This is a genomic window from Paraglaciecola aquimarina, assembly GCF_032464635.1.
Classification (GTDB): Bacteria; Pseudomonadota; Gammaproteobacteria; order Enterobacterales; family Alteromonadaceae; genus Paraglaciecola; species Paraglaciecola aquimarina.
This window is the reverse complement of record NZ_JAWDIO010000002.1, coordinates 3,570,272-3,587,175: the sequence shown is the minus strand read 5'-3', so window position 1 is coordinate 3,587,175 and position 16,904 is coordinate 3,570,272. Positions and strand designations below refer to the sequence as shown.

Sequence of the window (16,904 nt, the reverse complement as noted above, 5' to 3'; positions counted from 1 at the left end):
TAAAGCTAATGTTAGGGGGCCGTTGGGATACAATCGATAAAGCTGCTTATGGTCAATCGAGGGTATAGGGGGTATTGTTGTTAAATAAGTTAGAGGGGATTGATGCAGAATGCAACGAATTACGTCTATAGATAATCAAACGATTAAATACCGCTGGTTGTTGTGCAATTCGTTCAAATAAAGGTGTATCACCGTTTATGTATCCATCTTGCCTTTTGGGTAAGTTTGGCCCTTCATTCTCAGCTTCAAGTGATTGTAAATATGTTAGATGGCGTGCTTCATCAATACTCTCAAATCCCGTTTTTCTGTGGCGATAGAACGATGTTCCTCCTAAATCTTGCTGAAATAAATAATGCACTGCAGCTAGACCATGTTTGTCAAGTGAATCGAAATGTGGGATCCGTTGCAGTAGTTTTAGTTGATGGGGCGGGGTGGTGATAACCGAAAAATGACAAACAGAAAATTGAATGCTAGTCGTTGGCAGTTGAAAAAAGTCTACTAGTTGCGCTTCTAAGTTACTTAATATCAGTTGTTGATAGGCTAAAGGAGCGGGCGATCTTGGCCCGGGATAGAAAGGCGAGTTTTTTATATATTGACTTTTTTTGGCTGCAGTAACCAGTGCGTCGGGATCTTCAACCAAGTCATCAACTATAAGCAAAGGGGCCTGTTCCTGACCAAAGTAATGTTTGCTGATATTAAAATGATTACTGGTTCTTAGCTGCATATATTTTTCTCGTGACAATTGTAGTTTGTATGATATTGATTTTACGATTGCTTCTCAAAATAAAAAGCCACTTTTTCAAGTGGCTTAGATATTAACATGTATCAATGTTACCAGATCGCCTTAGAAGCTGTAACGAGCACCTAACTGATAACGAGCTCCAAGATCATATAAACTAATGATTTGACGCTCTGAACGACCGTGATTTCGGCTGTTTTCTTCTGTTAAGTTTAAGCCTTCGAAAGATACCGATAGTTGATCGTTAACTTGGTAGCTGACGTTAAAGTCTAATTGCGCATAGGCCTCAACATATTCTGGACTTCTATAGCTTCCCCAAGACGTACTATTCAAATACTCATCACGCCAATTGTAAGCTAAACGAGCTTGGAAACCGTTACCTTCGTACATGGCAACTACGTTTGCGGTATCACTTAAGCCTAACAACGCAAACTGAGAAACACTCGGGCTACCGGTGTCATCAAAGCCAATGTCGCCGCGTACAGTTGTGTAGTTCGCTGCTAAACCAAAACCAGTTTCACCAAAGAAGTGCTGTGCTGCCAATTCAAAACCATAAATTTTGGCATCCTTATTATTAACAGGTTTACTGGTTAAAAATGTCATCACTGGATCATCGCTATTAGGGCGCACGTCATAAGCGGCTGCTATGCCTTCGGCGAATGAGATCCCTTGTTGATAATCTGCGGCACCGTTAGGAAAATCGCCTGGGTTATCCATAATTACCGTCATTACAAATAAAGAGGTTTCGTCAACCTGCACACCTAGATCATTTAGCGCTGCAGTTGCGGCCAGAGCACGAGGGCCTGCGGTAGCATCACGTAGATCGAAATGAGATTCTTCAACTTGTTCAGTGCCTATAAAGTTTCTAACACGTTTTTCATAGAAACCGGCTGACACATAGCTTGAGTCATCATAGTAGTATTCTAAAGACAGATCGAAGTTACTAGACTGAAGTGGTACCAGAGCAGGGTTTGAAGCGGAAGCTGTAGCAGAGCCCCCTGTCGCAGCAGGACCATTTGTGCCAATACCGGTAACTGCGGCTCTCATTTGATCATAGCTTGCACGTGCAATGGTTTGGCTGAATGAAGCACGAGCTTTCAACTCATCGGTTATTGCTAAGTCAAAATCTAAACTTGGCAATAAGTGATCATAAGATGTTTCTCCTACAATAGCGGTTACTTCATCCGATAATTCATAGAAGTAATCGTTATTGTCTGCCCAAACGATGGCTGTGTTTTGTAAAGAGAATGAAGTCGATTCAACATCCGTACTTTCATAACGTACGCCAGTTAAGAAATTCGCTTCCATACCACCAATTTCAGTGTTTAGCGCCACTTGGAAATATAAAGCGGTGGTATCTTCTTTAACTAAGTGATTTTGTTCTAGATTTGGGTTATAGCTATAGTCGTGATTGTATTCGCCTTCTGCCCAATCGGCCAACGCAACGGTATTTGAGGTCCAACCAAATTGGTCTGAGCCAGACGTATCGTAGTCTTCAAACTCTGCCATTATGTTGATTTCTTCTAGCAGTTCAGTTGGAATATCCTGAGGATTGGCCACACCCCAATCACCCAACGCCATGTAGTTTTGTGAATATGACTGTTTCATTTCCATGGAACGGGTTTCTATACCAAAGTCGAAACGACCTTCGTCGAATTCATACGTTCCATCCAGTTTAGCTTGCGAAATGTCTGTTTCTTGGGCATTCCAAAAACTGCGCATAACCTGACTACCTACATCGCCAATGTCAGCTACGCCGTTACCATTACCTTTAGCATTGTCGTCGATAATCAAATCAATACCCGGTAGTTCAGTACTGAAGTCTAATTCTTGATAAAATCCGATAGGGGTGGCAGTTGCCACATTTATTTGACTCCCCGCTTTTCCTGCATTCGGTGCACTGTCCATATTTGAGTTATGCAGATCAAGGCGAACGGCAAAACTGTCATTAACACGGTATTCAAGGTTCAAACCAAGTGAGCTAAGTGTATTTTCTTGCGCACTAAAAATAGAGTCTGCGTTGTTATCTTTGGTGCCAATTACGTTATTGTTAGCATCAAAACCACTGGTATCTTCAGATATTAATATTGCGGTCGCAACAGGTTGGTCCGTATCAAAAGTAACGTTATGGGTGTTACGTGTAAACCACATGTTTTTACTATTTACTTGTTCTTCAATATCGTTATTCGCATAGGTATAATCTACGGTCGCAGTAAAGTCATCCGTTGGTGCAAACTGCACGGTTAATTGGGCATTGTCACGTACACGTTGGGTGTTTACCAATGCATATGAAGCATTATTTGGCATCGCAAACAGTTGACCAACAGCCGGGGCGTTGGTGATGGTGCCATTTTCTCCTGAGCGATTACCTACAGAGCTTTCATCTACCCAAGTGTCTATGCGCCAGTCATTCTCTTCGAACTTAGTTGCGCCGCTATCACGTTCTTGATGGCTAACAGTTAATCCCACGCCCCAAGTCGCATCATCACTCTTATAGCTGAAAATACCTGATAACTCAGGTGTGACATCTGAGCCTGTACGGTTGGTAGTATCCATTACCGCTTTAGCGCCTACATTGGCCGTAAAACCATCTTTTCCACTTAGCGGTTTAGCCGTGATGACGTTAATTGTTGCACCAATCCCGCCAGTAGCTATATCTGCTTTACTGGTTTTGTACACTTCAACAGCACGAACACTTTCTGACGCTAAATTAGCAAAATCAAACGCTCGAGATGTACCTTGACCACTGCCAAAGGCTCCCGCAGCTGGCATCATACGGCCATTCAACGTCACCATATTATTGCCTGCACCAAATCCCCGTACAGTCACTTGTGAACCTTCACCATTATTACGACTAATGGATACGCCGGTAATACGTTGCAGTGACTCTGCTAAGTTGGTATCAGGAAATTTGCCTATGTCTTCTGCAGAAATAGCATCAACAACACCAAAAGATTCTTTTTTGGTGTTCATTGATTCAGCCATACTTGAACGTAATCCACGAACTTCAATGACTTCAGCTGCTTCTTCTTGAGCAATTGCTGGGGCCATGACTGCGGTGCCAAGCATTAGGCCTATACTCTTTGCGAGAATAGATTGTTTGAATTGAGTGTGTGCTCTCATGTATTTAATACCTTTAGTTGTTGTATATGGTAATTGACCGTTTACGCATTCAATTATTTCTGTAAACGTTTTCAAAGTTAAATTGTTGTAGCGAAATTGTCAAACGTTTCCATCACATTTAAATTGTTTTTTTACTATGACTATAAACTTATTGCATTGAATTTGGTTTGGAGCCCACGAGTTATGCTGAAGTCGTAGTATGTGATTGTATAATATAGATAAATTCATATGTAAAAAGGTCGTTCTGCTTTTAAATAACAGCAAGTTTTTATTGATTAAAAGGTAAGTTTTTGGTCCGTTTGGGTTGAAGGGGAGATGCGCTTATCAGGCTTTTTGTCACAACTTTTTAACAGTCTGTTATTTTTTTAGTTTTAGTTGGGCTGATGATTTAGAATTGGCATAACTACATGTAACAGAGTTGATAAAAGTGCTAGGCAAAACTACAAAAGCAGAAGTGATTGATAAATTATTGTCAACTGGAGATTTCTTGTCTCTTTCGCGTCGCAACCCGCAATTGTTTTCATCCGAAGTCACATTTTGTATTGCTGATCATACAGAGGTGAAGATTTATGCAGAAGGGGTGATCAGTTTTAATCCTAAAGCATCAACCGTAAAAGACATTATTTTATCTTCGGGGATCCACGGTAATGAAACGGCCCCTATTGAAATATGTGATGCCTTTGTTCGTGACATTTTGCGTGGTCAATTAATCGTTGCTCAAAGAGTGTTGTTTATTTTTGGTAACCTAGAGTCGATGGATATTGCCCAGCGTTTTGTTGAAGAAAATATGAACCGCTTGTTTAGTATCGGTCATCAAAGTAATAGTAAAGAGCAAATTAGAGCAGCGAAGTTAGAACAATACGTTGCCCAGTTTTATGCAGTAGGTGACAGTGGAGTCAACAGAGAGCGCAGTCATTATGATTTGCATACCGCTATTCGTCGCTCAAAAAATGAAAAGTTCGCGGTGTATCCATATTTACATGGTAAACCCTGAGTCAATCACAACTACAAATATTGTTAGCTTGTGGCATCAATACAATTTTACTATCAGGCAATCCAACCACTACTTTTAGCTATTACTCGTCGAAGCAGTTTTCAGCACATGCGTTTACTATTGAATTAGGTAAAGTCATGCCATTTGGACAAAATGACATGCGCCGCTTTGATGACGTTATCAGTACCTTAAGAAAGCTAATGTGCAATCAACCCTTGGCATTAAAAGAGTATGATAAAGATGACTTTTTAATTTATAAAGTTAATCAAGTTATTAATAAACAAGCAGATGATTTCTGTCTTAATTTTTCAATAGACACCCCAAACTTTAGTGATTTCCCGAAAAACTATGTGTTGGCGACTGAAGCGGGAAAAGAATATAGGGCTGAGTATGACGGAGAAGCAATTGTTTTTCCTAATGCTGATGTTGCAATAGGGCAACGAGCCTTGTTAACTGTTATTCCAACTAGTATTTAATTGATAAATCGGCAATAGATAGAGGAACAAAAAAATGATCATGACCACTACCAGTCAACTAGAAGGTAAGCGTATTGAACAGTATCTTGGCATAGTTGTAGGTGAAGCCGTAATGGGAGCAAACCTGTTCAAGGATATTTTTGCTTCAATTAGAGATATTGTAGGCGGTCGTTCGGGTGCTTATGAAGACGAATTGACGAAAGCGCGAAAGATAGGCTTTCAAGAGCTAGAAGCAGAAGCTAGAGCAATGGGGGGCAATGCCGTAGTGGGTATTGATATAGATTACGAGGTGGTAGGGAAGGGGGCTCTATGCTGATGGTTAGTATCAGTGGTACCGCCGTTAGATATAGCGATAAATAGCCACTTGTATGAGGCTAGAGGAAAATGCTCTAGCCGTTTTTTATTGAGGGATCTTGCAATAGTGATCGATAAAGGTTTGATGTGTTGGTAATTTACCTACTCTACCTGGCTTATTCTTGTTCTAAACCCATTTAGAAATGTCGCTAATTCTTTATCACTCATAGCGTGGACAATAGGATGATACTCTTCAGGTATCACGCCTTGACCAAATAAAACTTGGGTCCAAGAGTCAACCCTAAATATCTCCCCATCTATTTGCATTGCTTGTGCATTTTGCTTAAACAAAGCAATGCGATGAGCGAGGGTTTCAGGTATTTGCATATTCCGACAATGATCCCAGAATGCTGAATCGTCTCGTTCGGTGACATGGTAATGCATGACGATAAAGTCTCGCAACTGTTCCATTTCTTCTTTTGTTTGCCTATTGTACTCATCAACTGTGGCTTGGTTTATTTGTGACTGCGGAAATACGCGAATAAAGCGAATAATGCCACTAATAATCGAATGAATACTGGTAGATTCTAGTGGTTCAATAAACCCGCTAGATAAACCTAGGGACACACAATTTTTATCGTCAGGCTCGTAATCTTCGGCCCGCTTTAAATTTAATGATCCTAGGCTCAGTGATGGTAGGGCCATCAATTTCAGCGAGTAGCCTCTGCTTGGCATCGTCATCGGCTAAATAGCGGCTGCAATAAACCAGTCCATTACCGACGCGATGTTGCAGTGGAATACGCCATCGCCAGCCCGCTTCATGGGCTATTGAGCGAGTAAGAGGTAGTGGAGGACCTACTGATTCTGTTTGTACGACACAGGCACTATCACAGGGTAACCAATGAGACCAATCTTCATATCCGGTATGCAAAGACTGTTCAATCAAAAGTGCTTTAAAACCGGTACAATCGATAAAAACATCTCCGTCAATCACTTCCCCAGAGTCTAATGTTAACGAGGCAATATTGCCCGATTGAGGATCTTTATTGACCTCGGATATTTTACCTTCGGTTCGTTTGACTCCTCTTTTTTCACTGTATTTTCGCAGAAACCTTGCGTAGGCGGTTGCGTCTAAGTGTAAAGCATAGTTGATTGCAAGCTGCTCTGATTTTGCAAACTTTCCGGCTTTTGCCGCTTGCAATTCTAAACTGTATTCAGAGAAATCGGCGGTGTGTCCTTCTTGTAGACCACGTAACCAAAAGTGATGAAAGTCGGCAAAAAAACTCTCTTGTCCAGCTTTGCCAAAAGAGTGGACATAATCTTTTCCTAATCGTTGCCAATTCTCAAACGAAATACCTAATTTAAAAGTGGCTGATGTTTCTCGCATTAACGTTTGTTCGTCAATACCCAACAAATGATTAAAAGTTCGAATGGTCGGGATAGTGGCTTCGCCCACCGCTATAGTACCGATTTGGTCCGATTCGACTAACATCACATCGACCACTTTGCCTAATTGTTTAGCTATTGTGGCTGCCGCTATCCAACCTGCAGTACCACCGCCAGCGATGACTATTTTTTGTCTATTGTTTTGCGTCACGTTAGTCTCGTTATCGATTGAGTTTATTTAAGATAGAGGCTTTAATTTGTCGCACTCGAATATCGCTAGGTGCACCTAAAAAGCCTCTTGCTTGTTCTGGCAGATGGGCACCGGCCAGTTCTGGATCTGAAAACACGTAATAATCTAGAATATGCTTCATGGCTGCTTTCTCTTGCGCAGGCTGATCTCGTAGGCTAAGTAAAGCATGTAACAGCACGGTATGGCTTTGTCCCATCGAGGAAGGGGCACGGGTCCACCAATAATTGACTAAGGTATTGAACTTATCTAAACCTTCTACTTGGTGCCACCACATAGTCGGTATAAATAAAGCATCGTACTGGTGCTAATTCGGCAAGTTGCCCATTTTGCAGTGCTGTTTTAAATTTAGGGTATTTTTCAAAGTCTGGATCCTTAAAGTCCACCATACTCACCGCTTGGCCCCTGGTGTAGGGTGTAAGGGCTACGGATATAGATTTTCTATTTGGTCAGGTGGAAATAAAGTGAAATTTCTATGGCCGACAACACAACAAGCAATATTCGATAACACATCATAATGGCAAGAGACTAAGGTTTTATTGCCAATCCAAATACTGACCAAAGGATCGACCTCAGCAAACTCATCGTGATCTAATTTCAGGTCATTCGACTCGCGAATAGTAGGAAAATGTTTATCAATATTATTTGATGCTATATACAAACTTGGTGGATTTTCATCATCCATCTGCGCAATGATTTCATCAAGAAAATCATCTAACTGAGTTTTCTTAATATCGAAATTACAACGAGATAAGTCATCCACGTAAAAATAACGGCCATTAATATTTGGGTGTCCGTAATAAGTACCAGCGGGCGTGCCATTGTAGTGGGACTTTAAATATTCTGCTACTAATTGTGGGCTTTCTAAGCCTTTTTTAACTAAGGGCCAAGACTTAACTAAGCCCTTCATTATTAGCGGAACGGTGGATGATAGAATTTCATCCGGAATATTGTCTGGACTTATGCCTTCTATAACCGGCGTTTTTGAAAGTTGATGCATATGTTAAACACTACTTGTACGGTAAAAGTAAACTAAGAGGATTGGTTTTGTTGTTGCATTTTTTGATTCTGCCAATTCACCAATTTTTGTATATTACTTAAAGATGACCTAACCAGATACGCGCCTTCTAAAAAGCCTGCACGATGCAATGCATGCAGATTTTCAGGTGATAAAGCCTGTAACTTTGTCTGACTGACTGTGTAATTACCGTGCAACTTGTGTATTTGGTTGCCTGGTAACGTCACTTCAAGTTCAATAGGTTCAAGTAAATCAAACTCTTTAAAAGCCGCAAACATGGCTTTCTCTATATCCAGCCCATCCATTAAATGGGTAAACATATTGCTGATATGTTCTAAATATGGGCTATTGCCCCCGTGTTCTAAGAAGACAGGGTGACCGTGTGTAGTGTTGACTCTTGGATGATCCATATCAATGTGTACGACCGGCGCTCGCTCCGGCCCGCCGTCTGCGGACTGATCTTGAAAACCTATAGCAAAGGGGCCTCGGGCGATAGCCGCGGGGATATAATTAGCCTTCCAGTTGTTTCCATCTAAAAACAAATTGTCATTCTGAAAAAGCCCTAGCATGACTACCGACTGAAATTCTTCAGAATTAGGGTGCTTGCGAAAAAATATAGGGTATTCTTTTTGCACATCCGCAAATTCGGTTGGGAAAGTCATAACTGTACCTACATTATCGCCATATTCCGCTGAATGTTCGGTAATGATTTTAAGGTCTTGGTGAGTCACATTATTAAGTAATTGATGATTTGGCATAGTGCAGTTGAATGTTATTTTTAGTATTTATTTATTTAAACATAATCGAAACGAAAGCATAAGTAATAGTTCAACTGATTTTCTAAATATTCACATTTAAATAACATAAATTCACTCATAAATAGTTTGTTTGTGTATAATGAAAGCCTCATTTAGAAATCAAATAGTGCCTGCTTTTTTGTCCTGTAATTATTTGATTACTATAAGAAAATGTTCGAATCTGGATTGAGTGAATTAAAAGAAATAGATATGAAAAAAACAGACTTTGAGGCATTACTTGGTAGTGTTAGTTTAGAACAGGAACAGCCAAGCCCTACGTTAACAGGTCAAGAATTAGATGACTTACTTGGCCCCGTTTCTCGTCAAGAGTTTGTGAGTCAATATTTTTCTAAAACATCTTTACATCTAAAAGGTGCGCCAGATAAGTTTTCTGCAATCTTTAGCTGGGAAAGGTTAAAGCACGCCCTTGAACGAGGTAAGTGCATTACCGACAAACTGTATAATATTAAGGCGTCTTATGCCGCTGGAGAAGACTCAGGGGACCCTCATGATGCAGCCGAGGTAAGCCATGACAAAGTGATTGACGTGCTTAATGGAGGAGGGACGATTTGTATATCGAATATTCAAATGGCCGATCCATTTCTGGCTGAATGGGCACTCGCAATCAGTGGTCAACTTAACTTTACTGGTACAGTGGGTATCAACTGCTATATCTCTCAAGATGGTTCTGGTTTTCCTATGCACTACGATGCCAGAGTTGCCACAACGATTCAGGTCGCTGGAAAGAAGTTATGGAAGTATTCCACAGAAGCGGCAATCCCTTGGCCAACTAACAATGCTGTTTACCAAGCAGGAAATATGACGACTGCTGTGGGCAAGTTGCCAGACAACATGGATATTCAAGAAGTGGTGCTAGAGCCCGGTGACGTGCTTTGTTTACCCGCAGGAGCTTGGCACTCAGCGCGTGGTATAGGATGCTCTATGGCGCTCAACCTTTCGTTTACGCCGCAAAATTACTTAGCGCATTTGCTGCCCCTACTCGAAAAGTTTGCCGAGCAGAATCCCTACTGGCGAGGAGGCCCGCCTGCTACTGCCGATAAGATACAAGGCAACGTTCCTGCTGAAGTCGTGGGTTATTTTCGTCATCGAATGGCTGAATTGCAACAATTGGCTGAACACATTGTGCGAAACGAAAATGCCCCTGTTGAACCTTGGTTGCGGTCGTTAACGCGGGCGTCATATAAAGGCAAGACTCAAATCCGAGCAATACCAGAAGTAAGCCCAAAGCAATTGTTTGCTGTCTCAGCGCCACCACTTAGGTATATTGAATTTCAAGGCTTGCTACTGATCTCCTTTAATAACGAAATACATAAATTTCCTACCAGCTTAGCGCCCACCTTGCAAAGGATGGCCGATAACTCCACTGCTTTTACTATTCCTGAAATACTTGCCTTGCAACATGAAGCCAATGGTTTGCCCCATAACGAGGTTATTCATTACATGCAGGTTTTGTATAAGTTTGGAATAATTGATTTGCTATAGAGTGCCGGCCGTTGATTTGTATGGGGGAGATGGTTTGAAAAATCATATGCTCAGGTTTACCGTTAAATAATGGACAAAAATAAAGCCGCTTAGATAGCGGCTTTGTTCTTTGTTGTCGTGCGAATATTGAGCACTACAGGTACTGATACATGTTTAGAAATTGTATCGAGCGCCAAGGGTATAACGGGCACCAAGATCGGTAACATTATAAGGAGTATTCACAGAGCGGCCATTAACTCTTTGATCTTCATTGGTAATGTTAATACCGGCCAATGTAACCGTTAAATCTTCCATCACATCATAGCTGACGGTGAAATCCCATTGTGAATATGCTTCCACGTATCTAGGTTCAGTACCGGCTGATTGTAAAAACTCATCGCGCCAGTTGTAGGCTAAACGCGCTTGCCAGCCGTCTTTTTCATACATGGCTACCATATTGGCGGTGTCACTTAAGCCGGTTAAAGCAAATTGTGACACAGTAGGAGCCGCAGTATTGTCGTATTTTACATCACCGCGTACCAAGGTATAGTTAGCTTGTAAGCCAAAACCAGTATCAGCAAAAAAGTGTTGTGCCGCTATTTCAGCACCATATATGTTTGCATCTTTGTTATTGACCGGTCGTGATGTTAAGAACTCATACAGTGGATCATCTTCATTGGGATAGATGTCGTAACGAGCACCAATATCAAATTCGAAGTCCGATTCGTTACCAATTCTGTTCATTTCGGTAAAGTAATCGGCCTGTCCATTTGGAAAGTCTTGTGGATTATCTAATATGGCGGTCATGACAAATAAATGTGTTTCGTCAAGTGTTACACCAATATCAGCTAACGCTGCTACAGCAGCTTGTGCGCGAGGCCCAGCTGTTGGATCACGTAAATCAAATTGCGGTAATCTGACCTGCTCTTTACCAATAAAGTTACTCACCCGTTTGTCGAAATAACCAAAGGATACATAACTAGTATCATCAAAGTAATACTCTACTGAAGCATCGAAGTTGGTAGATAACAATGGTACTAAGCTAGGGTTAGATGCGGTTGCGTTGGGTATGCCGCCCATTAAAGTGGCCGCATTGTATCCACCGATCCCGATTGATGCTCGAAGATCTTCGTAACTTGCTCGCGCAATAGTTTGGCCAAAAGATACTCGCGCTTTGATATCATCCGTTACTGATACGTCTATGTCTAAGCTTGGCAACACGTGATTGTAACTATGCTCTTCCATAACGCCATTGGTGGTAGAGCCATTTTCAGTAACAAAGTCGTTGTTGTCTTGCCAACGGGTGGTGACGGGGACAGCCTGAATTGAGGTCGACTTAAGATCTGTGCTTTCATAACGTACACCAGCGACGACGTTGGTTTCCATACCACCAATTTCTCCTGAAAGAGAGTATTGTATATAGGCAGAGAACACATCTTCCTCGACAGTGTGATCATTATCTCTAACACCCGTATCATCAAATTCGGTTAAGAAGGCATGGCCATATTTTTCATTCGCCCACTTTACGATTTCTTCTGCATTGCCGCGGAATGAAGTAATACCGTGATCGCCCATGTCATAATCTTCAAATAACCCCATTAAATCAAACTCTTCAAGAGAGCCTGAGGTAATTCTCCTGGATTAGCGATGCCCCAGTCACCCCCTTTAAGCAAACTTCCTGATTGTTGTTGGTTCATTTCGATTGAACGAGTTTCAATACCAAAATCAAATTGGCCTTCGTCAAACGCGTAGCTACCATCAAGTTTGGCTTGTTGAATATCCGTTACTTGAGAAGAGCCCTCTATTCGTTGGAAATTCGTACCTACGTCAGTTTCGTCCCACTGACCATTACAATCTGGTAATCCAGCGGGTCTATTTTTAGCACAATCATCGACGGTCACGGCTATGGTTGGAATATCGCCGGTAAAATTATAACTCTGCGTTAAGCCAACGGGAGAGGCCAATCCGGCAATTAATCGTCCCGCTCCAATCCCACCCATATTATCAGGCAAACTTTCTGCCTTAGAATCATGTACGTCTAAGGTTAAAGAGAAGTCATCATTCACCAAGTATTCAAGGTTTATCCCTATAGAATCAATGGTATTCTTTTGATTACTCCAAATTTGGGTGGCGGTGTTATCTTTGGCTCCGCCTACATCTTCGTTAATTAATACCATAGTGGCAACAGGTTGGTCAGTATCGAATGTGACAGAGCTGAAACTCCGATTAGCCCAAAAACCAGATTGTGCTTCGTGTTCTTGGATCTTGTTGTTTACGTAGGTGTAATCAAGCGTCGCGGTGAGATCATCACGAGGAGCGAATTGTAAGGTAAGTTGAGCGTTGGTACGATCCCGTTCAAAGTCTGAGTGATAAAAGCGTAGATCATTTGGACGTGCAAATAATTGGCCCTCTGCTGGTGCATTAGTAATTTGGCCGTTGGTGTAAGCAGCATTTGTTTCACCATTAGGTCCAGAGCACCACTGAAAACGATTGATATTGCATGGTGTCACTATCTGCATCATAGCTAGGGTTCCAATTAGCATAGTTCCAGCCCCCAACGCCTGCTCGAGAAGCACCACTATGCCGTGATTGTTGACTGATGGTTAAGCCCACTCCCCAAGTTGAGTCATCACTTGCGTAACTAAAAATACCTGAAATTTCTGGGGTAACACTATCGCCTTGCTCAACAGTCGTATCAGCTAAAAGCTTGCCTCCGACGCTGGCATGAAATCCTCGATTATCCAAAGGTTTAGCGGTAATGATATTAATTGTTGAACCAATTCCCCCCGCCGTTATGTTGGCTCTACCGGTTTTGTACACTTCAACAGCACGCACGCTTTCAGACGCTAGGTTGGCAAAACTAAATGCTCGGCTAGCGCCACCACCATTACCATAAGCATCGGCAGCAGGCATGATACGGCCGTTTAACGTCACCATATTATTGTCGCCACCAAAACCACGGACCGTCACTTTGTCGCCCTCTCCGTTACTGCGGTCAATCGATACACCCGTGATACGTTGCAATGACTCAGCTAAGTTAGAATCAGGAAATTTGCCGATATCTTCTGCCGATATTGCATCGACTACCCCTTTTGATTCACGTTTAATGCTCATGGACTCTTGTAGACTTCCTCGGATCCCTCTGACTTGGATAACTTCTGTTTCATCAGATTCCTGAGCTTGAATAGGCGCCATTACCACTGTGCCTAGCATTACACCAATGCTCTTAGCGATAATAGATTTTTTAAATTGGTTTGGTGAACTCATCATACTTTTCCCTTTTATTTATTTTAAGTAAAGCGTGCTGTGTATTTAATTTATTGATAAACAGTGTTTTTTAACTGTAATCCAGTTAAAGGTAAGTTTATGAGCCTAGAATGTCAATGAAATGTTGCTATAGTGTAATATGTTTAGAAAGTGTATCTTTTATAGCACTATATTTTTCAAGTACATATAATAGCTGTAGTCAAAAGTTTGCTTGAAAAAGGGGGAATTGCTGTAATGCACTGTCTAGTGCGCTAATTGCGATTGCGTATTTTTGTTGATAAATTTGGTTTTTTGGATATGCATCGGTGTGACTAAGGGAAAACCACCCGTTTGGTTAAATACCAACTATTGAGGATTATACCAATTTCATATTGTAAACGCCTTCTTTGAAGGCGTTTACGTAATACTATTGCTAGGTGCAATTACTAGATTCAAATCGAGCTAGAATTGTCCCGCACGGGTGCGTTCTTTTACCCAGGTTTTACCTAAGGCATCGACAATTATTATTTCCATATATGGCGTTTCGCCTTCTGTATCAGGAAATTCATAATCAAAAATATTGAAACTGTAGGTGACATACCAATAAGACTCGCTATTTTCATTGGTAGGCTCTAACGTTCGTTCCATCCTGCCGAATTCTTTACTACCGTCTTCAGTTACAAAACGTATTGACACGTCTAAAGGATAAGCGCCATAAGTTGAATAAGCGTAAACGTAGATTTGGTCAGTACTTGACCGCGGTATGACTTGCAGAAGGGGTTCATAGAAACCTACAGTAAAGTTATTCATTAATACACTATTGCCGTCGTCAGTTTGTTCATCTGCATCAACAACATTATCGACAATGACTGCTTTTTGAGTGTTACTCGCATTCCCTTGATTAAATAAAAAGGCGGAATAATCGTAAATGGTATAACTTGTGTCACAGGTCAAATTTAATAGATACTCGCCTTGTTCATCGGTTAGGGCAAAATCATAGCCTATATAGGCTAGTGAATTAGGGATAGCGTAGATCAAGCTATTAACTGCTGGGCTACCTTCTTCATATTCTGTTTTACCGTTTACTTGGCACTGCTGAGGCCGGTCTACGGTAACAACTTGTAATTCCGGTGTGTCACAATTTTCGCTTAATGTAATGTCACTCGATTCGTATCCAAAGCTATCAGTGTTATAAATATATAACTGCGCGCTCGAGTCAGTTTGGTTAGAGGTTTTTAATACCTTAATATTGGCTTGACCTAATTTGTCGGTTATAAAATATCTAGAACTGAAGTCAAAAGAATCATCTTTATCGCTTAAGAAACCTATGGTACTGGATAGTGTTTGTTGTTCTGTATTTTGAACGACTATATTGGCACACATATAAGTTGGTTGTTCAAAAACAAGGGGGTAGTCTAGGTTCCACCATTTACTTAAGAATATTTCATTTGTAACCATTATCTCTAATGTAAAAGTACTACTCGTACAATCAAAAGAACTAGTCGTTGCCGCGACCATTAGCCCCGAATCATCATATACAGTGCCTTGTCCTAACAAATCCCATAGTCCGGTGTTTGGGTTGGACGTATAAACGGGGACTTGGAAACCATCTTTACTATCATCACTATCTCCAAGTGATGCCATAATTGGACAACTAGCACTAGGGATCTGACGATTGATAATGACAGGCTCTTCTTCATCAGCTTTGCCAGTGCCATTGCTGCTTCTAATCGCTATTTTCTCATTGCGTTTACGCTGCATAGCTTTGACGACGGGTTCACCGGTATTGGTTACAATCTCCGCGTAGTCAAAAGCGACGGATACCAGTTTTTGTCCGCTTGAGTCTTCATATTCACCGGGAAAGAATTCGGCGTCCTCTGGTTCATTAGGATTATATGACTTTGCGGCCACTTTGAGTGTCGTTGTGTCATCAGGTAATAAGCTGCTAGGAATGCTAATCGCCAAACTCCCAGCTTCGGTTTCAGGCATTGAAAAATTAAAGCCATCAATGTTAGCGCCAGAAATACTTGTCTTGGAAGACGTTGTCACGTCGCTAACGGTAATTTCCTGTAATTTGGCATCTACAATAATATTCTCTTGTAAGTCCACACGTCGGGTATAAGAAGTGTAACCACTGGCCGCTACCTCGACAGAAATATATGTTGGGTCTAAACCAGTGAGTTCGGTAGAAAAACGCAATTCAGCGATACTTTGAATTTGCGATGCTTCTGGTGTTGAGGTCGCAAGTACTTGGTCGGTACTATCCAACATAGTCACGCTAATGGAGACATCTTCTGGCTCAGCCAGCATACTTGAGCCTGAAGTACTAAAGGTGAAAATTTTACCGCTAATACGGCTGGTAGTCTGCACCGCTGGCTCAGTCACATTGATCGTTACGGTACTTGTTTGGCTGTCTTCGTATCCGTCATTCACAGTTAAAGTCGCGGTATACTGGCCTGCTACATCAGGGGTGAACTCAGGCGCAGAGCTAGTTACTGAAGATAATGAGGATGCGCTTCCATCTGGTGCGGTGAAAAGCCAGCTATAAGTCAGTTGGTCGCCATCTGCATCGCTACTGGCTGCGCCAGATAGGGTAACAAGTTGCTGTATTTCGCTGCTAACGTTTTGCCCAGCAACAGCAATGGGTTGTTGGTTAACTCTTAGTATGGTAATTGTGACAGTATCTGTGCTGGTCGCGTTTTCATTATCTGTGACTTCAATGTCAAAGGATAAGGTTTCATCGGCTGTCACATCAGGGGCAAGAAATGTCGCAGTATTCGAATTCGGGTCTTGCAACGTCACGCTCGTACCAGAAGATTGAGTCCATTGGTAGCGACGAATACTGCCGTCAGAGTCTGTCGCAGAGGCCGTTAATGTAACGGTTGTTTGTTCGTCTGCGGAGAAGTTATCTACAGCCGTGACAGTGGGTTTTTTATTTGTCAGTTCGGAGACTATTTCTTCTGTCGAACCTCCACAGCCCGACAGCAATGACAGTAAACCAAAGGTGGCTGTTGCAGTAGAAAGGTGTTTTTTGCCTATATGGAAAAACATGAGAAGTTCCTTTTCATCAAGATTAATGTTGATTAAATATTAACGACTTGT

General features: G+C 41.6%; 8 protein-coding genes and 4 pseudogenes. 3 read left to right on the top strand and 9 right to left on the bottom strand.

Going from position 1 to position 16,904, the window contains the following annotated elements; all coding sequences use genetic code 11:
• Positions 1-52: 52 nt before the first annotated feature.
• Positions 53-724 carry a DUF6445 family protein gene (locus RS130_RS17775; RefSeq protein ID WP_316027034.1) on the bottom strand — a complete coding sequence of 224 codons (672 nt, stop codon included), beginning with the start codon at positions 722-724 and terminating at the stop codon, positions 53-55.
• A 120-nt stretch (positions 725-844) separates the two neighbouring features.
• Positions 845-3,862 (bottom strand): TonB-dependent receptor, encoded by a 3,018-nt coding sequence (locus RS130_RS17770; protein ID WP_316027033.1) that lies wholly within the window; start codon positions 3,860-3,862, stop codon positions 845-847.
• A 457-nt stretch (positions 3,863-4,319) separates the two neighbouring features.
• Here RS130_RS17770 and astE point away from each other — a divergent pair.
• Positions 4,320-5,332: pseudogene (gene astE, locus RS130_RS17765) on the top strand (succinylglutamate desuccinylase).
• Positions 5,333-5,366: 34 nt separating this feature from the next.
• Positions 5,367-5,692: pseudogene (locus RS130_RS17760) on the top strand (heavy metal-binding domain-containing protein).
• A 40-nt stretch (positions 5,693-5,732) separates the two neighbouring features.
• Here RS130_RS17760 and RS130_RS17755 read toward each other — a convergent pair.
• The 3 genes and pseudogenes from RS130_RS17755 to RS130_RS17745 all read right to left on the bottom strand — a co-directional run bounded on the left by RS130_RS17755 (position 5,733) and on the right by RS130_RS17745 (position 9,035).
• Positions 5,733-7,223: pseudogene (locus tag RS130_RS17755) on the bottom strand (tryptophan halogenase family protein).
• Positions 7,224-7,233: 10 nt separating this feature from the next.
• A pseudogene (locus RS130_RS17750) lies at positions 7,234-8,169 on the bottom strand (cupin-like domain-containing protein).
• Positions 8,170-8,291: 122 nt separating this feature from the next.
• Positions 8,292-9,035 carry a SapC family protein gene (locus RS130_RS17745; RefSeq protein ID WP_316027032.1) on the bottom strand — a complete coding sequence of 248 codons (744 nt, stop codon included), beginning with the start codon at positions 9,033-9,035 and terminating at the stop codon, positions 8,292-8,294.
• Between the two features lie 249 nt (positions 9,036-9,284).
• On the opposite strand from RS130_RS17745, the gene RS130_RS17740 reads away from it, so the two are divergent.
• Positions 9,285-10,577, top strand: a complete 1,293-nt coding sequence (locus RS130_RS17740; RefSeq protein WP_316027031.1) for a JmjC domain-containing protein — start codon at positions 9,285-9,287, stop codon at positions 10,575-10,577.
• Positions 10,578-10,730: 153 nt separating this feature from the next.
• Here RS130_RS17740 and RS130_RS17735 read toward each other — a convergent pair whose 3' ends face one another.
• The 4 genes from RS130_RS17735 to RS130_RS17720 all read right to left on the bottom strand — a co-directional run bounded on the left by RS130_RS17735 (position 10,731) and on the right by RS130_RS17720 (position 16,853).
• The gene (locus RS130_RS17735; RefSeq protein ID WP_316027030.1) at positions 10,731-12,155 is read right to left on the bottom strand and encodes a TonB-dependent receptor; all 1,425 of its coding nucleotides are present in this window, start codon (positions 12,153-12,155) and stop codon (positions 10,731-10,733) included.
• Positions 12,155-13,078, bottom strand: coding sequence for a hypothetical protein (locus tag RS130_RS17730; protein WP_316027029.1), 924 nt, complete (start codon positions 13,076-13,078; stop codon positions 12,155-12,157). Before RS130_RS17730 ends, RS130_RS17735 begins: the two co-directional genes overlap by 1 nt.
• Positions 13,020-13,826, bottom strand: a complete 807-nt coding sequence (locus RS130_RS17725; RefSeq protein WP_316027028.1) for a TonB-dependent receptor plug domain-containing protein — start codon at positions 13,824-13,826, stop codon at positions 13,020-13,022. Before RS130_RS17725 ends, RS130_RS17730 begins: the two co-directional genes overlap by 59 nt.
• Positions 13,827-14,264: 438 nt before the next feature.
• Positions 14,265-16,853, bottom strand: coding sequence for a PKD domain-containing protein (locus tag RS130_RS17720; protein ID WP_316027027.1), 2,589 nt, complete (start codon positions 16,851-16,853; stop codon positions 14,265-14,267).
• Positions 16,854-16,904 lie beyond the last annotated feature (51 nt).